Origin of the sequence: Streptomyces sp. NPDC002785 (assembly GCF_040295565.1) — a bacterium.
Classification (GTDB): domain Bacteria; phylum Actinomycetota; class Actinomycetes; order Streptomycetales; family Streptomycetaceae; genus Streptomyces.
Genome location: NZ_JBEOVN010000005.1, coordinates 23,031 through 42,279, shown reverse-complemented (window position 1 = coordinate 42,279; position 19,249 = coordinate 23,031). Strand labels below are relative to the sequence as shown.

The 19,249-nt window shown below is 68.2% G+C and carries 20 protein-coding genes; 5 read left to right on the top strand and 15 right to left on the bottom strand.

The annotated features are described in order from the left end of the window. Nucleotides 1–34: 34 nt before the first annotated feature. The 8 genes from ABTZ94_RS02790 to ABTZ94_RS02755 all read right to left on the bottom strand — a co-directional run bounded on the left by ABTZ94_RS02790 (nt 35) and on the right by ABTZ94_RS02755 (nt 7,054). Nucleotides 35–1,039 carry a TauD/TfdA family dioxygenase gene (locus ABTZ94_RS02790; RefSeq protein WP_351196786.1) on the bottom strand — a complete coding sequence of 335 codons (1,005 nt, stop codon included), beginning with the start codon at nt 1,037–1,039 and terminating at the stop codon, nt 35–37. Between the two features lie 14 nt (nt 1,040–1,053). Continuing rightward, complete coding sequence (locus ABTZ94_RS02785) at nt 1,054–2,079, bottom strand: fatty acid desaturase family protein (protein WP_351196784.1); 1,026 nt, start codon at nt 2,077–2,079, stop codon at nt 1,054–1,056. Nucleotides 2,080–2,142: 63 nt separating this feature from the next. Further along, entirely contained in the window at nt 2,143–2,739 is a 597-nt protein-coding gene (gene folE, locus ABTZ94_RS02780; RefSeq protein ID WP_351196782.1) for a GTP cyclohydrolase I, read from the bottom strand. Beyond that, entirely contained in the window at nt 2,740–3,447 is a 708-nt protein-coding gene (locus ABTZ94_RS02775) for a 7-carboxy-7-deazaguanine synthase QueE (protein WP_351196780.1), read from the bottom strand. Further along, the gene (gene queD, locus ABTZ94_RS02770) at nt 3,444–3,806 is read right to left on the bottom strand and encodes a 6-carboxytetrahydropterin synthase QueD (protein ID WP_351196778.1); all 363 of its coding nucleotides are present in this window, start codon (nt 3,804–3,806) and stop codon (nt 3,444–3,446) included. The genes ABTZ94_RS02775 and queD overlap by 4 nt, the downstream gene beginning before the upstream one ends. A gap of 4 nt (nt 3,807–3,810) precedes the next feature. After that, nucleotides 3,811–4,473, bottom strand: a complete 663-nt coding sequence (gene queC / locus ABTZ94_RS02765; RefSeq protein ID WP_351196776.1) for a 7-cyano-7-deazaguanine synthase QueC — start codon at nt 4,471–4,473, stop codon at nt 3,811–3,813. Nucleotides 4,474–4,709: 236 nt separating this feature from the next. Next, nucleotides 4,710–5,999: an ATP-grasp domain-containing protein gene (locus tag ABTZ94_RS02760; RefSeq protein ID WP_351196774.1), complete on the bottom strand. Its 1,290-nt coding sequence runs from the start codon at nt 5,997–5,999 to the stop codon at nt 4,710–4,712. A gap of 158 nt (nt 6,000–6,157) precedes the next feature. Further along, nucleotides 6,158–7,054: a LuxR C-terminal-related transcriptional regulator gene (locus ABTZ94_RS02755; RefSeq protein WP_351196772.1), complete on the bottom strand. Its 897-nt coding sequence runs from the start codon at nt 7,052–7,054 to the stop codon at nt 6,158–6,160. Between the two features lie 554 nt (nt 7,055–7,608). Here ABTZ94_RS02755 and ABTZ94_RS02750 point away from each other — a divergent pair. From ABTZ94_RS02750 to ABTZ94_RS02735, 4 genes are all read left to right on the top strand, one after another. Continuing rightward, nucleotides 7,609–7,788, top strand: coding sequence for a hypothetical protein (locus ABTZ94_RS02750; RefSeq protein WP_351196770.1), 180 nt, complete (start codon nt 7,609–7,611; stop codon nt 7,786–7,788). A 112-nt stretch (nt 7,789–7,900) separates the two neighbouring features. Further along, on the top strand, nt 7,901–9,151 hold the full coding sequence (locus ABTZ94_RS02745; RefSeq protein ID WP_351196769.1) for an ATP-grasp domain-containing protein: 1,251 nt from the start codon (nt 7,901–7,903) through the stop codon (nt 9,149–9,151). Next, nucleotides 9,148–10,377, top strand: a complete 1,230-nt coding sequence (locus ABTZ94_RS02740; protein WP_351196767.1) for an MFS transporter — start codon at nt 9,148–9,150, stop codon at nt 10,375–10,377. The genes ABTZ94_RS02745 and ABTZ94_RS02740 overlap by 4 nt, the downstream gene beginning before the upstream one ends. 386 nt (nt 10,378–10,763) lie before the next feature. Then, a complete protein-coding gene (locus ABTZ94_RS02735; RefSeq protein WP_502967165.1) occupies nt 10,764–11,771 on the top strand; it encodes a terpene synthase family protein in 1,008 nt (335 codons plus the stop codon). Nucleotides 11,772–12,138: 367 nt separating this feature from the next. On the opposite strand, the gene ABTZ94_RS02725 is transcribed toward ABTZ94_RS02735, so the two are convergent. Further along, complete coding sequence (locus ABTZ94_RS02725; RefSeq protein WP_351196765.1) at nt 12,139–12,354, bottom strand: EF-hand domain-containing protein; 216 nt, start codon at nt 12,352–12,354, stop codon at nt 12,139–12,141. 176 nt (nt 12,355–12,530) lie between these two features. Between ABTZ94_RS02725 and ABTZ94_RS02720 the strand changes: the two genes are divergently transcribed. Beyond that, nucleotides 12,531–13,169, top strand: coding sequence for a GNAT family N-acetyltransferase (locus tag ABTZ94_RS02720; protein ID WP_351196763.1), 639 nt, complete (start codon nt 12,531–12,533; stop codon nt 13,167–13,169). A 12-nt stretch (nt 13,170–13,181) separates the two neighbouring features. Here the strand turns inward: ABTZ94_RS02720 and ABTZ94_RS02715 are convergent, their stop codons facing one another. The 6 genes from ABTZ94_RS02715 to ABTZ94_RS02690 form a co-directional block, all read right to left on the bottom strand. Further along, nucleotides 13,182–13,790, bottom strand: a complete 609-nt coding sequence (locus ABTZ94_RS02715) for an ADP-ribosyltransferase (RefSeq protein ID WP_351196900.1) — start codon at nt 13,788–13,790, stop codon at nt 13,182–13,184. An 89-nt stretch (nt 13,791–13,879) separates the two neighbouring features. Then, on the bottom strand, nt 13,880–15,037 hold the full coding sequence (locus ABTZ94_RS02710) for a YncE family protein (protein WP_351196762.1): 1,158 nt from the start codon (nt 15,035–15,037) through the stop codon (nt 13,880–13,882). Further along, complete coding sequence (locus ABTZ94_RS02705) at nt 15,037–15,858, bottom strand: polysaccharide deacetylase family protein (RefSeq protein WP_351196760.1); 822 nt, start codon at nt 15,856–15,858, stop codon at nt 15,037–15,039. The genes ABTZ94_RS02710 and ABTZ94_RS02705 overlap by 1 nt, the downstream gene beginning before the upstream one ends. 358 nt (nt 15,859–16,216) lie before the next feature. Beyond that, nucleotides 16,217–16,732: an ATP-binding protein gene (locus ABTZ94_RS02700; protein ID WP_351196758.1), complete on the bottom strand. Its 516-nt coding sequence runs from the start codon at nt 16,730–16,732 to the stop codon at nt 16,217–16,219. Between the two features lie 250 nt (nt 16,733–16,982). Continuing rightward, nucleotides 16,983–17,750, bottom strand: coding sequence for an enoyl-CoA hydratase/isomerase family protein (locus ABTZ94_RS02695; protein ID WP_351196756.1), 768 nt, complete (start codon nt 17,748–17,750; stop codon nt 16,983–16,985). Between the two features lie 87 nt (nt 17,751–17,837). Next, complete coding sequence (locus ABTZ94_RS02690) at nt 17,838–19,079, bottom strand: L,D-transpeptidase (RefSeq protein ID WP_351196754.1); 1,242 nt, start codon at nt 19,077–19,079, stop codon at nt 17,838–17,840. Between the last annotated feature and the right edge of the window lie 170 nt (nt 19,080–19,249).

The following is a 19,249-nucleotide window of genomic DNA, read 5'->3' as shown; positions in this document are numbered from 1 at the left end:
GTGCGGTGAGGCGGCCGGCCGTGCGGAGGACGGGTCAGAAGACGCCCTGGATGTCCGCCGTCGCCGGCAGGACCCGCTCGCTCGGCATCATCAGCCGGGCCCAGCCCGGCACCGCACGGTGCGAGTAGAAGCGGCGGAGCCACCGGTCCCGCCCGTCGTAGCGAGGGGTGAAGGCGGACCGTCCGTGGGCCGCGATGTGATTGTTGACGAGCATGAGGTCCCCGGGTTCCAGTACGACCTCGACGCAGACGGCCTCCAGGGCCTCAGCCAGTGCGTCCAGCGCCTGCTCCGCCTCGAAGCCGACCGGCTTGGTGTTGAACGAGTCGAAACGGAGGAACTCGCGCCCCGGGTTGCCGAACAGGACCCGGTGCTCCCCTGTCATCGGCCGCTCGCCGCAAGCGCCCCGGGTGAACGAGGTCGGGAACAGGCTCCTGAACCTCAGCCGCCGCAGTACGGCGGTCTCGGCCGCTGACAGGTGGGCCACCGCGTGCCTGACGGAGGCCACGCGGGTCGCGGTCGTCCCCTCGTGTCCCTGCCGCAGACTCAGCAGCCCGAGGAAGTCGGGCCGCAGCGGGTGGTGGACGTTCTCGGTGTGGAAGTCGAAGGCGACCGAGCCGCTGTTCTCCATCCGGTCCTCCTCCCCCCGCACCGGGTGCACATCGTGGAAGAGGTCACCGTTCTTCTCGTCGCCGTACCCGATCAGGCTGCCCAGCACGTCGGCCACGAGAGCGAGCGTCCCGTTGGTGGCGTGCCCGACGAGCGCCCGCGTGCCGTATGCCTGCGGGGTGTCCGGGAGGTCACCTGTCAACACTCCCTTGACGAGCAGGTATCCGCTGCTCGACGTCCCCTCGCGGAAGTCCACCAGCGCGCTGCGCACCTGTCCGGGGACGTCCGGAAGGAGCTCCGACAGGTCGAAGGAGCAGGAGCGGTCCAGGAGCGAGACCACGTTCTCCGACAGCTCCCACAGGGCCTTGCTCTCGGCCGGCGTGAGCTGAACGACAGGCCGTGTCACATGTTTTTCCTGTACGGCAAGTGCCATGTCCACTCCTTAGGTCACAGGGAACTCTGGAACTCGGGTGAAGGGGGCTTGCGGGGCGAGAGGGCCTCGCGAGCCGGTCGGCGCGGCGACACGTCACCGGGCGATCTCAGCACCGCATCCCGTGTCCTGATCCGCCGGGCGAACTCCGCGTCCTCGGACATCAGGAGGCGGTGGACGTAGCGCAGCGCGTGATGCGGCACACCGGGCCACATGTGGTGGACGGTGTGATAACCGTCGGCGTGCGGGTGGAAGAGCAGGCGCTGGAGCCGCCCGGTGTTCGACACCGTTGCGTCGAACACCGTCCTCGCGTCGGAGTACACGTGCTCGTCCGCCTCGGCCACCAGCCGCAGCGGCGGAAGCAGCACGAAGTGTGCGAAGAGCCAGACGCCGACCGCGACGGCGCCGGTGCGCGGCCCCAGGAGGAGCGCCGTGGGTGCCCCCACGCAGACGGCGCTCCACAGCAGGGTGACGAGCGGAGCGAGAGCGTTCGTCCTCAGTTCCCGCAGCCAGCCCAGCTGATAGCGCAGCAGTCTCCTGGTCACACCGGCGGCGAACGCGCCGAGCGAGGTACGGGGCAGGGCCTCCAGGTCCAGTTCCGCGTAGCGGTACCGGTCGGGGTCCTCCGCCGTGCCGAACCGTCCGTGGTGCAGCAGGTGGCTGGTCCGGTACGCGCTGATCCGGCTGCCGGTGGGGGCGGCGGCGAGAAGGTAGCCGAGTACGTCGTTCAGACGCCGCCGGTGCCGGCTCCAGTTGTAATGGGAGGCTTCATGGACAAGATTCTCCAGCGCCCGCAGCTGGCGGGCGATGAGCGCGCCGGCGAGCAGCGCCGGGACGATCGACACGACGGGGTGGTGCATGATGAGCCAGGCCGCGGCCCCGGCGGCGAGTCCCGCGACGAGGTGGTCGAGCAGCGCGCAGGACACGGTGACCCAAAGACGCGTCCGGTGTGCGTCCTTGATGTCCTGGCGGAGCCGCGAAGGGGCGGTGTACCCCTTCGCGTAGGCCCTGGCCGCCCGGTGATCCTTCTCCGACACAAGCATGAACGTTCCTTCGAAGACGATGAACGGTCACAGCACAAGCCGTTTCTTTCAGCCGTGCACGGTTCAGGCGCCGTTCATGAGGCTCAGCAGCTCGGTCCGCTCGAAGCTGTTCTCGCGGAAGACGCCCTCGAAGACGGCGGAGGTCATCTGCGCCCCGGTCTTGATGCCGCGCATCGTCATGCACAGGTGCTCGCCCCGGCCGACGACGGCCACGTCGGGCGATCCGGTGATCTCGCTCACCTCGGCGGCGATGTCGGCGACGAGCCGCTCCTGCACCTGCAGCTTGTGGGCATGCTTGTGCGCGATCCGGGCGAACTTCGACAGTCCCAGCAGGCTGTTGTGGGCCCGGTAGGCGACCTGCAGATCACAGTTGAAGGGCAGCAGGTGGTGCTCGCACAACGACCACACCCGCATACCGGAGACCATGACGGTCTGGTTGCTGGCGACGCTGCTGAAGACGGTGTCGAGGTTGCCGGGGTCGTAGTCGACGAACTCACGCCACCAACGCGCGTAGCGTCGGGGGGTGTCGCGCAGGCCTTCGCGGTCCGGGTCCTCGCCCAGCTCGATCAGGAGGCGCCGGGCGATGGACTCCAGCGGGTCACCCCCCTGTACCTCTTCCTCCAGGATGGTGATGGCCGAGGTGTCCACGTCGATGCTCATCTAGATTCCTCTCTTGTCGCCCCACGCCAGGACATGCAGGCGGGTGGAGAGATTCCAGCCACGCCGCACGACCTCGTCCGCGAGGGAACTCAAGTGCTGACTGATGTGTGCCACGTCCTTGCCCTCGGGCATGACCCATACCGGCGAAATGGCGAAGTCCCTTTCGAGGGCCGCCACTTCGTCCAGGTGCTCCGCCGTACGGCAGACGAACTTGAACGCCACGTCGGGGGTCCGCGCCAGTTTGCGCAGGGCAGCGGGCACGATCCTCTTGGACTCCGGGTCCCCGGCATGGGAGAGCTTCGGGGAGACGTTGAAACGCACCCCCGTCGTGATGATCTCGTCGTCCGGGACGACGGTCCCGTTCGTCTCGAACTCCACCGTGACGCCCGCCTCGCGCAGCCCCTTCAGCAGAGGGCGCAGGCGGCGCTGCTGGCTCAGCGGCTCACCGCCGCTGATCACTACGAGTTCGGTGTCCAGGGCGAGGAGTTCCTTGAGGACTCCGTCGACATCCCTGTTGTGCAGTTCCTTGCGGGGGTCGTACGCGGTTCCTTCGTCGCTCTCCCCCTTCCAGTCCCAGGTGTAGGGGGTGTCGCACCAACGACAGGACAGGTTGCACCCGCCCAGTCGCAGGAAGGCGCACTGGCGGCCGGCCGACGGCCCCTCGCCCTGGACCGTAGGGCCGAAGATCTCATTGACGACTATGCTCACGGCCGGTACTCGGCCCAGGTCTTGTCGGTCTCCGAGACCCGCACGGCGCTGAGTTCGGGGTAACGCTCCGACCACTGCTCATAGATCCACATGGCCATGTTCTCGGCCGACGGGTTGCGGTCCTCGATGACATCGTTGAGGTGCCGGTGGTCGAGCGTGTGGTCCAGCCACTTCTTGAAGTCGGCCAGGTCTCCGTAGTCCCGCACGAATCCGGCCTCGGTCAGCTGGTCCGGCGCGGCGGAAAGACCCAGCTCGATGATGTAGTTGTGGCCGTGCAGACGGGCACACTGGTGGTCCGAGGGCAGGTGGGCCAGTCGGTGACTCGCCGAGAAGTGGAATTCCTTGGTGATATGCAGCATCAATCTACTCCTTGAAGTAAACCGTGGTGTCCGTCGTTTCGGCTTTCTCGAAGGCCTGGATACGGTCGACGCAGGCGGCGCACGTTCCGCAGTGCACCTCGGTGCCCTTGAAGCAGCTCCAGGTCTCGGTCCAGTCGACGCCCAGCTTTTCCCCGAGACGAATGACGTCATGCTTGTGGAGATCAATGAAAGGGGCTACGACTTCCAGGTGGGCCGGCGCATATCCGGCGCACGCCACCTTTTCCATGGCATTGAAGGCGGAGATGAATTCAGCCGAGCAGTCGGGTGCGGTGGACGCATCGCCCGCCAGCGCTCCGATGGCGACCTGATCCGCCTTCACGGCGGCGGCCTTTCCATATGCGACGGACAGCAGAATCACATTGCGATTCGGGACGACATTAACACTTCCCGGTGCCGTGTAGTGCTGATCCGGAACATCGACCTGAGAATCTGTCAGGGAATACCCCGGGAGCATGGCGGCCACGTTCGCGAGATCGACGATCTCGTGCTCGGCACCGATGCGTTCGGCCGCGATCCGGGCGTAATCGTGTTCTTTCCGGTGCCGCTGACCGTAGTCGATCGACAGCAAATGCACCTCATGGCCTTCGGCATGGAGATGGTGGGCGAGCACGACGGAGTCGAGCCCACCGGAGACGATCGCGATCACACGTGCCACGGTGACGCCTTCCTGAAAAAAGAGAGTGGGTACAGGGCCGGACGCAGGCGCAGGCAGCGCCCCTCGGCCACCGGCCGTGCGCGCTGCGCACCACACGGGAACGGAGGGTCGGGAAAAGGTGAATGGGTGAAAGAGGGAGAGGGGTGGCCCCAAGGGCCGCATGCGGCAACGATGTCCGCGTTCTCCGCCGCGGGGAGCTCCGTACCGCCCCCCGTTTACCGGTCGCCCTAAGCGACCGGGTCGCCTGCCAGGTGAACGAGCCGCGCCGCTGACGGTACGGCTGCGAGACACTCGTCCCGTGATTCCCCGGTCGTGACCACGTACGCGTACCGGCCCGCCACGTGGTCGCGGGGCGGCAGCCGGAGCCGGCGGCCCGGGGCCGCCATGAGTGTCACCTCGTGGACCCCCGGCGGCAGCGCGTGGTCGCCGTCGACCGTCAGGGTGGTCACATCGAGATCGTGCTCCGGGTACAGGAACTGGACATGGGCCGTGCCCGATCGCACCGGGGTCATGGCCGGCTCGCCTCCCGCGACGAGGTCCGCGGCCACCATGCCGTAGTCGATCCCGGTGGCCAGCTGGGCCACGTACGGAATCAGGTCCCCGCCGAGGCGGGCGTTGACCTCCACGAGGCGCGGACCGGTCCGGGTCAGACGCAGCTCCGTGTGGGTCACCAGGGTGTCGAGACCGAGCGCCGTATGGGCCTCCTGCAGCACCCGTCGCACCTCGGGATCGTCCAGCAGCGGATCGTTCGCGCTGACCGTGTGGCCGATCTCCTCGAAGTGCGGAGGGAAGCCGAGGGATTTGCGGGCAATGAACAGCGGCGTCACGCGGCCGTCCGCGCAGGCGCTCTCGACGCTGATCTCCGGACCGTCCAGGTACTCCTCGACCAGCACCCAGGCCTCGTCGCGCGGGATCTCGTCGAAGTGCGCCTCGGAGGCCTCCGCGTAGGCGGATTCCAGGGCCTTTGGCCCGTCCGCCCGGACGACGCCGACACTGGCCGCGAGGGCGCGCGGCTTCAGCACGACCGGGTAGCCGATCGCCCGCGCCGCGTCCCGCGCCTGGTCCAGCGACGCGACCGCCCTGGACACGGGCTGTGCCACTCCCGCGGCTGCCAGCGCCTCCCGCCCGAGGTGCTTGTCCCGGCAGGCGCGCACGCCGTCGACGTTCGCGCCCGGAAGCTTCAGGGCCTCGGCGACCGAGGCCGCGACCGGTACCCGGATCTCGTCGTAACAGAGAACTCCGGCGATCGGCGCACTCTCGCCGAGCCGGACGGCGGCTTCCACCGCCGCACGGGCATCGAGCGTGTCGACGATCGTGTTTCCCTTGAGATACCGGGATTCCCAGCCGGGCTCCTTGGGCGCGAACAGCCAGAGGTCATAGGAGTGCCCGACGGACTTCAGAATGTACTCACGCCAGATCTGGCCGCCGCTGCCTATCAGCAGAAGCAGTGGGCGATTTTTCCGGTCGACCCTTCCGGCTCCCGCCGTATCCTCCAGTGACTCATCGAGTCGTAGCATTGCCGCCCCCGTTCAACGTTCTCTGCGAAAAGCCTCGATCACGCTCGACTTACCTTCATCGACTCGATGCTCCACGTCTACAGCGATCAAGGCTCGGAAACGCGTCGGCAGCAACCCGAGGGGGGCACGAATCGGGCATTGGCGAGGAAAACGCCAAATCACTGGAGGCCGGCATCCTCCCTCTTCGCCAGCTGTTCATGAAGGAGATAACCGGCGTGCATTCGGTTGCGCGCCCCGATTTCCTGCATCAGATCCGCGATATGACGCTGACAGGTCCGCAGGGACAGACCCACCCTCGCGGCGATCTTCTTGTCGCTCTCCCCGGCCACCAGCAGGTGCATGATGGCCTGCTTGACCTCCGAGGAGATATTCACGATCTGGCTCTTGCTGTACTGCAGCGGAAACGGCCGGGCCCCGTTCCAGGTCCGCTCGAAAGCGTCCACCAGCGTGTCGATGACGTTCTCGTTGCGCACGACGACAGCACCCTGGGGGTGCCCCTTGAGAGCCAGAACCGCCACGCGCCGGTCGAAGACGAGCATGCGGGTGAAGCCGTCGGCCGTGGTGCGGACTTCACCACCGAGCTTCGACACGTGTTCGACATACGCGACCGTGCCCTGATCGAACTGCGCGGTGTGCTGATATAACGTGCGCATCAGAACGCTGCGACCCAGCAGTTCCTGAGCGAACACCAGGGCGTCTTCCAACTGCTCCACCGGCCGACCACCACCCGGCTGGGAGGTGAGCACTTCGGTCTCGGCGCGCACACTGAACTCCTCGATGAGCGGCAGCACCACGTCCAGATCACGTACCACCTCGATCTGGCCGGCGGCCGAGCCCGCCTCGTCCCGGTAGACTGGCAGGAGCGATCCGAGGCTGGCCCGTATCTGGTCCACCTGCTCCTGCATGACGGAGATTTCGCGCACCAGCGGCCCGAGGAGCCGGAGTTGCGCGGAGTCGGGCGCCACGGCAACGAGTTTGCCGCCGTCGGCGTCGGGGTGCAGCAGCCGCAGGTCCACCAAACCCGCGAGCACCCAGGCCGTCTCCTCCTCGTCCAAGTCGAGCTCCGCGCCCACCTCCTCCGCGGTCACCGCACGACGGCGGACGGCCAGGGCGTAGACGCGCCGCATGTCCGTGGTCAGATGCGTTTCCAGATGTACCAAGGCGGCCCTCCGCGGTGCCTCGCCGCCCCCCTCGACGCCACGCACCACCCAGTGTCACATGGTCAAACCTGCTGGCCAGTGGGGGTCCCGGCCGGCCGCTCACGAACTTCGCATCTGCATGCCAGGTTGTCAAAGGTCTATCCGCAGAACGTTACGCCCTGCTTACATGGCGTGACCCCTCTCCCGTGACCCGCCTACTGACATAACAAGCAGAACGAGGAAATCCCACCTCGGGCGATTTGACGTGCCATCACCTGACAAAACATCGGAGACCGCACTTATCCCGTCTTGTACCCCTGCCGGTTTCCCGCCAGCGGAGACCTGAGCCCGGGTAGCTGTAGACACAACTCGCCCTTATCACAAGGGTGGTAACCGGCACTGCGCACAGATCGCAGGCACGTTCAGGGGAACTACCGATCACGGAACATGTCACGGGGATACTGAAGACAATGCAACATTTCACGGGGACACTGAAGACATCTGTGCTGGCAGCGACGCTGTTCGGCATCGCGGCACTGACTCTGGGGACCGCTGAGCTCCGGATGACGGACACCGCGAAGACGCCAACCACGCTGTCCGGCTCCGCCTCGCCTCGCACCGGGCCCGAGAACGATCTTGGCTGGGGCTGATCCACGACGTCGGCACACCGCGTACGGCATCAGGCCTGCCCGAGGGGCTCGGTGTTCGACGAGCGTGCGATTCCCAAGCCCGGATTTTCTTCAAGTTCTGTGAGGTGACGCCTTGTTGTACACGCGTCGTTGTCCGGTCGGCGCTGTCCTCCTCCTCGGTGGGACACGCATCGAGCCGGTCAGAGCCGCCAAGGCGGCCGGGCTGCGGGTCGCCTACCTGGGTGCCGCGTCACGGACGCCCCGAACCATCCTCGACAGCGCCGATGAGTACACGCTGTTCGAGGACCCCACACCCGAGCGCCTGATGCGGGCAGCTCGGGAGATGCACCGCGAGCGTCCGTTCGGCGTGGCCGTCACCATGGTCGACCGCTACCTGGAGGCCGCAGCCCTCCTCAACGAGGAATTCGGCCTGCCTGCCAACCGGTCCGATGTCGTGCGCACGGTGAACGACAAGCACCGGATGCGCACCGCCACCCTGGGCTCCGCCTGCGGCTCCGTGGCGTACGGCGCCGTCCACAGCGCCGAGGATCTCCGGTCCTTCGCCGGCCGGCACGGATACCCCTTCATCCTGAAGCCGGTCGACGGCTCGGCCAGCCGCGGCATCGTCCTCGTCGACCACGACGTCACGCTTAAGGACACGGCACGTTCGGTGGGCGAGACCGTTCCCTCCCCGGCATCCGGCTGGATCGCCGAGGAGTATCTGACAGGTCCCGAGTTCAGCGTGGAGACCTTCAGTACCGACGGCACCCACCATGTGCTCGCCGTCACCGAGAAGTTCAAAGGCGACAACTTCGTCGAGGTCGGCCATCTCGTCCCGGCCCGGGTCACCGCGGCGGACCGTACCGCCATGGCGGCCGAGGTGGCGGCGCTGCTCGACGCCGTCGGCCTGACCGAGGGTCCCGCCCACACCGAAGTCGTCCTGACCGGCCGCGGACCGCGCGTCATCGAGACACACAGCCGGCCGGGCGGAGACGGCATCGTCGAGCTCGTACGGCTGGCCACGGGTGTGGACATGCAGCAGCTGACCTTCGACTGGCTCGCGGGCAAGCCGGTCGACCCGCGCCCCTCTCCGGTGCCACGCGCCTCGGCCACCTGGTTCCTCACCCCGCCCGAGGGCACGGTCACGGCCGTCACCGGTCTCGACGAGGCGCTCGCCCAGGAGGGTGTCACGGAGGGCTACACGGCCATCGGACCGGGCGACGCCGTCCACCCGCTGCGCAGTTCCGACGACCGTGGCGGCGCGGTCATCACCGTCGCCGACGACCCGGACACCGCGCTCGCGCGGGCCCGGGCAGCGGCAGGCCGCATCAGCGTGACCGTCGCACCAGCCGCCGCCGAGCACGGGGGGCCGGTTCCGCGATGAGCGCGGCACGATCCTACGGATACCGGGCGTTCTTCTCGGAGCCGGGGATTCTCATGTGCGCGCTCGCGGCGGCCTTCGGGAAGCTGCAGGCCGGCATGTTCTCGCTGGGCATCCTGTACGCGGTCGCCGACCAGCGGACGTACAGCGCCGGCGCGTTCGTGGTGGCTGTGTCGGCCCTCGGGGGGCTGTCCACGCCACTCAGGGGCCGGCTGCTCGACCGCTACGCGTACGGCGTGGTGCTGTGGACGATTCTGGTGATCCACACCGTTCTCGTGGGCGCCCTGCTCGTCAACGAGCGTATGAACGGGCCCTTCTGGATCACGGTGGCCTCGGCTCTGGTGGGCAATCTCGCCGCACCCCCGATCGGTGTGGTCACCCGGGTGATGTGGCGGTCGGTCACCACGGAGGCCGGCCGCCCCACAGCCCTGGCGTTCGACTCGGTCCTGGCCGACGCGGGATTCATCCTGGGCCCCACCCTGGCCGCGCTGGCCTGTGTGACGTTCGCCCCCTGGGCGGGCCTGACGGCCGCCGTGGTCTTCACCGCGGTGGCGACCCTCCTGCTGCCGAAGAACATCGGTGACGACAAGTCGTCGGCCGAGGGGGCCGAGCGCCACTGGGCCGGACCGCTCGCCAGCTCCCGGCTCGTCCTCCTGCTCGGAGCGACCCTGTGCTTCGCCACGACCGTGAGCGTGCTGGAGATCGCTCTCGCCACACCGAGCGAGAGCAAGGACTCGCAGCTGCTCAGCGGCCTGCTCCTGAGCGTGCTGTCCATCGGCAGCATCGTGGGCGGTCTGCTGATCGGGGCCATGACGCCGGCCCTGGCCGCCCGGGTGACACAACTCCCCGTGCTGCTGCTCGCCCTGGCCGTCTTCGCCGCCGCGCTCGCCGTCGGCAGCGAGGCGGGGTGGTTCGTGGCCGTACCGCTCTGTCTGCTGACCGGGCTCTCCTTCGGCCCGTCGTTCGTCGCCGTGTACGGCCGGTCGGGAGATCTCGCGCCCCCGGGCACGGCCGCCGAGACCCAGGCGTGGGTCGGCACCGCCCTTCAGCTCGGCGCGGCCGCCGGTGCCGGTGCGGGCGGTGTGCTCCTGGACATCTGGGGGCCGGCCGGCGCCCTCGCCCTCGCGCCCGTGGCCGCGGTGATCGGCGCGGGCACCGCATATCTGGGCGACCGCGTACGGACAACGGTGTCCGCACCGCACGAGGCGAAGGCCCGCAGTGGCCAGTGAGGGGCTTCCCCCTTCTCCAGTCGGTTGTGCGGACGCCGGGCGACTCGGCGTCTGCGCAACAGCTCCGAGGAACCTCGTGAACGCGGCCACCCAGTACGAGCCACTCCGCTCCCCTGCTGCTCCCCCAGGCGTTCGAGACCGGCCGGAGCCCCCGCACCGAGGTCCGTGACCCGCGTTCGCCCCGCCGAGGAGCTCCACGCCTTCGCGTAGGCACGAACTACCTTCCGCCTCCTCGCCCATGCCTTATGTTGCAGGAGTTGGACCGACCGGCAAATGGCCGGCAGGAGCGGGCGAACCGCCCCCGGATGTGTACTGGCGCCGACGCGTGAATTCGATCAGATCCCCGTTCGTATCGTTCATCCGCATCGTCTCGACGAGGGGCACCAATGAGTCAGATTGCGCTGCCAGAGTTTCATATGCCGTTCCAGAGCGCGGGATGCAATCCCGGCATCGACGAGACCAGGAAGGCCGCTTGGGAATGGGCCGAATCCAATGGTCTCGCACTCTCTCCGGTGGCCCGGAAGAAGATGATCCGGACCAGGCCCGAACTCTGGGTATCTCTCATATTCCCCACTGCTTCACAGCAGCATCTCGATCTCTTCTGCCAGTGGCTCTTCTGGGCCTTCCTCGTCGACGACGAGTTCGACGACGGTCCCGCCGGACGTGATCCCCGCATGTGCGAGGCGGCGATCGACCGGCTGGTGGCCGTACTCGACGGCGAACAGCCGCGCGGCCCCATGGAGTACGCGCTCGTAGGCCTGCGCGCCCGGACGTACCACGACCGTTCGCCGCGCTGGATCCGGCAGTTCCGGCGGGACACGGCCTCCTGGCTGTGGACCTACTACGCCGAGGCGGTGGAACGGGCCGCCGGGCAGGTGCCGACGCGGAACGAATTCACGAAGCACCGGCGGGATTCGGTGGCCATGCAACCCTTTCTGGATCTGCATGAGATCACCGCCGGAATCGACCTTCCGGAATCGGCCCGCAGCCTTCCTGCCTATATCACTCTACGCAATGCTGTAACCGATCACTCGGGGCTCTGCAACGACATCTGCTCCTTCGAGAAGGAGGCACTTCTCGGCTACGAGCACAATGCGGTACGGCTCATTCAGCGCGACAGCGGATTCACCCTCCAGGAGGCCGTCGACGAGGCCGGGGGGCAGCTCGCGGAGATAGCGGATCGGGTGCAGCGCGCCGAGAAGGAACTGATCGACGAAATAGAGGCGGCCGGGATCCACGGCCGCACCCGGGCCGCGCTGGAGCGGTGCGTGCAGGACTACCGCGGGCTGGTCCGGGGCGACTTCGACTACCACGCCCGCGCGGAGCGCTACACCCGCCCCGATCTGATGGAGATCGACGAACGGGAGTCGCTGTCACGGTACTTCGCCGCCTGACCGGCCGGCAGAGCATGGCGCGGGGGCCGGTGGCCGGAGGGCCGACTCGGTGGCCGGAGGGCGGACTCGGTGGCCGGAGGGCAGACTCGGTGGCCCTGATCGGCGAGGACGCCCCGCAGGAGCCGGCCGACGCGATGCCCGCGGCGTGGGTACGGTTCGCGGCTTCCGGTGATCCCGGCCGGCCGACCTGGGACACGTCCCGCCCGGTGATGGGCTTCGGCCCCGGAGCGCCTGCCGTGGTGCGCCCCGCGCGGCGAGGAGCTGCGCGGCCGGGCGCCGTACCGGAGGAACACCTGACACCGGTCGGTCCGCCGACAGCGGCGCGGGCGGCGCCCCCCGGCCCGTGGGCCGGGGGGCCTCCCGGCCATCAGGCCTTGTTCTGCGCCGCCCAGAACTCGTCGAACGTGAGCAGCCCGTCGCCATTGGCGTCGTGCGAGTTGATGACGGCCTGCGCCACCGGCTCGGTGACGTAGGGGTCGCCGAGCTGAGCCATCACGCTCTTGTACTCGGCGGCCGATATCAGCCCGTCGCCGTTCAGATCGAACCGCTGGAATGCCTTGCGTGCCGACTCGATGTCCGCCACTGTTTCGCCCCTTCGTAATGCCTGACCAATGCCTGACCAATGCCTGACCAATGCCTGACTGACGTGGGCCAGATTAACGGGCGCTACGGATGGCGGTCGCGGCAGCCGGTAGTCGATCATAAGTGGGAGGTCCGCCGCCCGGCGGACCTCGGTCCGGACCGGGGAGCGGGGCATTGATGGACGACGCACTGGCAAAGATCCTGGCGGCTGCGGCGCACGGACGGTTTCCCCCGCCGGACGGGTCCACGACGGTGGTGCGGCAGCCCGGTGTCCGGGACGCGGGAGTGCTGGCGTTCACCGCGCACTCGGTGGTGTTCCTCGACGAGGATCCGCGGTGGGTGCGGTCCGTGCTGGACGCCACCCCCGGCGACGAGCTCGCCGCGACAATGAATCCGTACTTCCTGAGCGCGCTGCTGGCCCGGAGCGGCCGGCACATGAACACCATCGATCTGCTGACGGTCGCGGACGCACTGCCGGGCGAACCGGAGATCGCGCTGCGGGAGATCGAGGACCCGGAGCACCCTCGGGTGGCACGGGCGATGAAGTACCGCGACGAGGTGCGGGTCTGGTCCGCCGACGGCGGTGTGGTGATCCTCGGCCGGGGGGTCGCCGGGCGCTGGGAGACCGCGATCGAGGTGGCCGAGGAAGCGCGCGGCCGGCGGCTGGGCGAACGGCTGGCGCGGGCGGCCCGGCATCTGGTGCCGGACTCGGTGGTGTGGGCACAGCAGTCGCCGGGGAACGCCCGCAGTGTGCGGACGTTCCAGGCGGCGGGCTACCGGGCGGTGGGCTCGGAGGCCCTGTTGGTCGCGGGGTGAGTGTTCGGCGGATCAGCTGCGCCACGGCTTGTAGTGCGGGTTGTCGACGCACTTGTTCATGATCTCGGTCTTCGTCGCCCGGTCGACCGGGCACGCCCCGACGATGAACTTCCGGTCGAGGCCGCCGGGAAAGGCGACCTCCACCTGGTCGGCGTACTTGTGGGTGTCGCCGATCGTCTTGTTCACGTCGATGCCGCCGGGGGCGTCGATGTAGTAGTTGAACTCGCTCTTCCACCGCTTGTACAGGTCATGGTCGTACGTGGTGGAGACGAACGGCGAAGTCTGGTTGGCCAGGACGTACTTCTCCAGGTCGTACTGGCCGTAGACGACGCCCCTGGCGTGGAAGCCCTCGTCGAAGATGGTCGTCGGGCCCCGGCCGTCCGCCCGGTAGAGCTGGCGGCAGTCGTCCCGCCAGGAGGGCTGCGGGGTGATCCGGCCGAGGTCCACCGGGTCGGCGGCGGCGAAGAGATGGTCGGCGACGGCCGGGCAGCCACCGGGCTTGACCGCGGCGGCCGCGGGAGCCTTGGCGGGTGCGGCCTCGGTGGCGGCGGCCGGGACGAGCACGGCGGAGAAGGAGAGAGCGGCGACTGCGGCCCGGCGCCGGAGACGAGAAGTGATCATCATGATGATCACTGTCCGGGCAGTGCGACGACGGGCCGTGGAGCGTCACCCGAAGGCGAGCGTGTCCGGCGGAGCGTTGACGCCGGGCGTCAGCGGAACACGCCGGTGTGGCCGAGCGAGTAGCGGCCCGGCTGCGGGTAGACGGCGAGTCCGTGCGGGCCGCTGCCCACCGGGATCCGGGCGAGCTGTTTGCCGCTGGCGGTGTCGATCGCGTACACCTCGGAGTTGTAACGCCCGCTCAGCCAGAGGACCTTGCCGTCCGCCGAGACTCCGCCCATGTCGGGGCTGCCGCCTCTCGGCAGGTGCCATTTCTTCGCCAGTCTGCGCTGTGCGAAGTCGAAGACGGAGATGGAGCCCTCGCCCCGGTTGGAGATGTACATCTCCTTGGAGTCGCGGCTGACGTAGAGGCCGTGGGCGCCCTTGCCGGTGGGCAGCAGCTTCGGGGTGGTGAACTTCTTCCCGTCCAGCGCCCACACCCCGTTCGCGATCATGTCCGCGATGTAGAACGTGCCGCCGTCGGGTGACAGCTTCACGTCCTGCGGCATCGCGCCATTGAACGGCAGCTTCTGCCGCCCGACGACCTTCATCTGCGCCGTGTCGACCTTGAGGAGTTCGCCGGAGAACTCGCAGGAGACGATGAAGTACCGGCCGTCCATGGAGAAGTCGGCGTGGTTGACGCCCGCGCAGCTGACCGGGACGGTCTTGGCCGTCTTCATGGTGTGGGCGTCGCGGAAGACCAGTTCGCGGTCCATCGAGGCCATCACCACGGCGTACTTGCCGTCCGGTGTGAAGTAGAGGTTGTACGGGTCGGAGACGGGCACCGTGCGGCGCACCTTCCCGGTGGCCGGGTCGATGGCCGTGAGGCTGTCACCGATGTCGTTGTTGACCCACAGGGTCTTCAGGTCCCAGGACGGGACGACATGTTGCGGCTGGCGGCCGACCTTGATGGTCCTGATGACCTTGTATGTCGCGGGATCGATGACCGACACCGTGTCGGAGTTGGTGTTGGGGACGTACACGCGGGACGGGAAGTCCTTGACGACCGGGGAGAGCTTCCCGGGCCGGTCGGCCGCGTAGATGTCCTTGGCGTCGAGGACCGGCGGCATGCCGGGCAGTACGGGCTTCGCCCTGCCGGACGGTGCGGCGGCCTCGACGTTCCCCTTCTCGGCGGGGGTGCCGCAGCCGGTGAGTACCGCCAGCAGGACGCCCCCGAGCAGGGCCGCAGTGCGCTTGGTGGAGGGAAGCATCAGGTCAGCAGCTCCGTGGTCGTCACCGCGCGCAGTCGGCGGTGGTCGATTTCGGTGAGGAGGAGAGGCAGGGCGGCGACCGTGTCCGCGTAGCCGAAATGCAGGCTCACCACCGATCCGTTGCGGATCTCCCCCGCCACCTTGCGCGTGACGGCCGCGGCGCCGGGAGAGGTGAAATCGAGGGAGTCCACGTCGTACGAGAGGACGTGCGGGTAGCCCGCCCTGGCGGCGAGCCGCTGGACGAGCGGGGTGGCGTACCGGGTGCGCGAGGGCCTGAACCAGGTGCCGATGGAGCCTGTGAGCCGGCGCAGCCGCTGGGCGCAGCCGGTGATCTCCGCGTACGCCTCGGCCTCGCCCATCGAGGAGATGTCGATGTGGCGCTGCGTGTGGTTGCCGAGGTCGTGGCCGCCGTCGAGGATGCGGCGGGCCATCTCGGGGTGTTCGTCGAGCCAGCTGCCGACGGCGAGGACCGTGATCCGCGCGTGGGCCCGTTCGGCCTCGGCGAGTACGGTCCGGGCGATGGCGGGGTCGCCCTGGCCGTGGAAGGTGAGGGCGACGCGGGCGCGGTCGCGGGGGCCGTGGTCGATCTGGACCGGCTGCCCGGGGAAGCGGTGCGGGGCGGGCGCGGGGTGCGGGGCCGCGGGCCGGGTGGTCTCGGTGACGGGGTTCTTCGGGCTCACTGCGGTCGGGACGGTCCTGGCCGACGTACCGGGGGCGTCGCCGCGGTCCGCGCATCCGGCAGTGAGGGCGCCGACGAGGGCGGCCCCTGCTCCCGCGCGCAGGGCGCTGCGGCGGTGCACCGGAATGTCGGAGGCGTTCATGTGCAGACACGGTAGGGGTTAAATGTGCAGAAAATAACAATTCGGACTTATGGGTGGTGCGAATGAAACACACAGCGAATCCCATAAATATTCATGATTTTCCAGGCAAGTGACCCATCACACCTACGATTTGCCGGAGGAATGTCATATTATGACCACTAATGCACCGTTTGCACCTTTGGCGGTGAGGTCACCCATCTGCCATAGTCGGTGACACGACCGCATCGACCCGAGCCCGGTCGTCACAAGCGGCCGTGAACACACCCCCCATTTCACGGCCCCCCACAGAAGCCCCCCGAAGTGCCGCACCACGGCAGACCGGGGGCTTCTGTGCATCCGGACACGGGCCCGCCGGGGGTCAGCGGTCGGAGATCCGCATCTCGAACCAGGTGGTCTTGCCGCGCGGCAGCAGATCCACACCCCACCGGTCGGAGAGCTTGTCGACGAGGAAGAGCCCCCGACCGCTGATATCCATCTCCTGGACGGGCATCAGGCACGGCAGCCCGCGCGAGGGGTCGCGCACCTCGATCCTGATCCAGCCGCGACGGCGCAGCATCCGTAACCCGAAGACCCGGGCGCCGGTGTGCCTCACCGCATTGCCGACGAGCTCCGAAACGAGCAGCACGGCGTATTCGGCGGTCTGCGGGGAGAGCGCCCACTGGCGCAGCACCACACACGAGGTGAGTCTTCGGGCGGTGGCCGCGGACTCCGGGCGGGACGGCAGCCGGACTTCGCCCTCCGCCGGGTTTCCGTACAACTCCAGTGCTTTGAACGCCTGTTCGTCCTCGACTGTCGGCATCCAGCGTGCCGCTGTCGCGCCGCTGCGCGGTCGCGGCTGTTCCACACCCTCCAGGCCCGCCATGCACACCATCATGGCCGCAAGGCGAGGGCTCCGGGGCTGTTCCAACGGAATCCGCACCCCGGAATACATCATTCCGGAGAGGTCGGTAGGCATATGCCAGTGGCAGAATGCGGTTCGGAATACCCCTTCTGACCTGCACAGATATCACGTCCGGGCGAGGTTGCCAGCCCCTCCGACAGCTGAGCCTTAAGGTTCTCTTAAGGCCCAGCTAATCCGCCCGCACGGATGAACTCGCGTTTCTCTGTGCCCAACTGGCGTTCAGTCAGAGGAACTTGGCCTTGCCCGGCCCCTCTTCCACAAAGCTGCGCATACCGCGCTCCCGGTCCTCGGTGGCGAACAGACCGGCGAACCAGTTCCGCTCGATCGTGAGCCCGGTGTCGATGTCCGTCTCCAGGCCGGCGTCGACGGATTCCTTGGCGGCGCGCAGCGCGAGGGCGGGCCCCTGCGCCAGCTTGGCAGCCCAGGCGTGCGCCTGCTCGTACACCTCGGCGGCGGGCACCACGCGGTCCACCAGACCGATCGTCAGGGCCTCCTCGGCCTTCACATGGCGGCCGGTGAAGATCAGGTCCTTGGCCCGGGAGGGGCCGATCAGCCGGGCGAGGCGCTGGGTACCGCCCGCTCCGGGGATCAGTCCGAGCAGGATCTCGGGCTGGCCCAGCTTTGCGTTGTCGGCGGCGATCCGGAAGTCGGCACAGAGGGCCAGTTCGCAGCCGCCGCCGAGCGCGTAGCCGGTGACTGCGGCGACGACGGGCTTGGGGATCCGGGCCACCGCGGTGAAGGAGTCCTGCAGCGCCTTGGACCGTACGACCATCGCCGTGTGGTCCATCGCCTGCATCTCCTTGATGTCCGCGCCCGCCGCGAACACCTTCTCGCCGCCGTAGAGGACCACGGCACGCACATCGTCGCGCCGGGTCGCCTCCTCGGCGAGTTCACGCAGCCGGTCCTGGGTGGCGACATCCAGGGCATTCATGGGCGGACGGTCCAACAGAATCGTGCCGACGCCGTCGCGTACTTCGAGGGTTGCGGTCATGAGAGGCAGGTTAACCGGCGCTAACGACGGCGGGCCCGGTGCTGTTGGTCACAGCACCGGGCCCGCTCGCGTTCCGTACGACGGGAGCTACTTGGTCCACTCCGACCAGGACATGTTCCAGCCGTTGAGGCCGTTGTCCGGCTGAATCGTCCTGTCCTGCGAGTTCTTCACGACCACGACGTCTCCAATGAGCGAGTGGTCGAAGAACCAGGCCGCCGGGGTCGTCTTGCTCCAGGCACCACGTACATCCTGGAGACCGACGCAGCCGTGGCTGGTGTTGGCCGAACCGAAGACGCCGGAGCCACCCCAGTAGTTGCCGTGGAGGAAGGTGCCCGAGGTGGACAGGCGCATCGCGTGCGGCACGTCCTTGATGTCGTACTCGCCGCCGAAGCCGACGGTGTCACCGTTCATCCGGGTCACCCTGAGCTTCTCGCTGATGACCATCTGACCGTTGTACGTGGTGGTCGCCGGGGCACCCGCGGAGATCGGGATGTCCTTGATCTGCTTGCCGTCGCGGACGACCTTCATCCGGTGCGTGCTCGCGTCGACGGTACTGACCTGCTTGCGGCCGATGGTGAAGGAGATCGTCTTGGCCTGCTTGCCGTAGACGCCCGGGCGCCCCTCGACGCCGTCGAGGTTGAGCTTCACGGTGACCTTGGTGCCCGCGGCCCAGTACTCCTCGGGGCGGAAGTCGAGGCGGTCGTTGCCGAACCAGTGGCCCTCGATCGGTACGGAAGGCTCGGCCGTCACCTTGATGGCGTTCTCGACCGCGGCCGGGTCGGTGATGCCACGGGTGAAGTGGATCGAGACGGGCATGCCGACGCCGACCGTGGAGCCGTCCTCCGGGGTGTACTGCCCGATGAAGGTGTTCTGCGGGACCAGCGTCGTGAAGCTGGTGTCCCTCGCCGACTCACGGCCCTTCGCGTCCTTGGCGACCGCGTGGACCTTGTACTTGGTCGCCGCGGCCAGATGCTGCTCCGGCGTCCAGCTCGTGCCGTCCGCCGCGATCTTTCCCTCGACCTCGGTGCCCTTGGGGCCGGCGACCTTCACCGCGGTCAGCTTCCCCTGCTCGGCGGAGATCTTCAGTGCCCCGCTGGTGGCGACGGAGTCCGCCCCGTCCTTCGGCGCAACGGTCACCACGGCCTGCGAGGCGGTGGCGTCGTCGACCTTGCGGCCCTTGCCCGCGCTGCCGCCGTCGTCTCCCCCGCCGCATGCCGTCACCAGCAACAGCAGCGCACCCAGTACCGGAGCCAGCAGTCCGGTGGCCCCTCGACCGCGCCGCCCGCTGTTCGCCCCGTCAGATGTCCCCGATATCGGCTGCCCGTTCAATGTGCCCGTCTCCCCTCACACGGCCTGGCCCCGCCAAGGCCCCGGGAGCCCGCAGGCCCCCGCCCCCGCGCGCTGCACATGCGCGCTCAGCGAAAGATAATCACACCGAACGCAGGAAGATGATCCCGAGGATGTCACCGTTCAGTCCCAACTTGTCCCGGGACTTCACC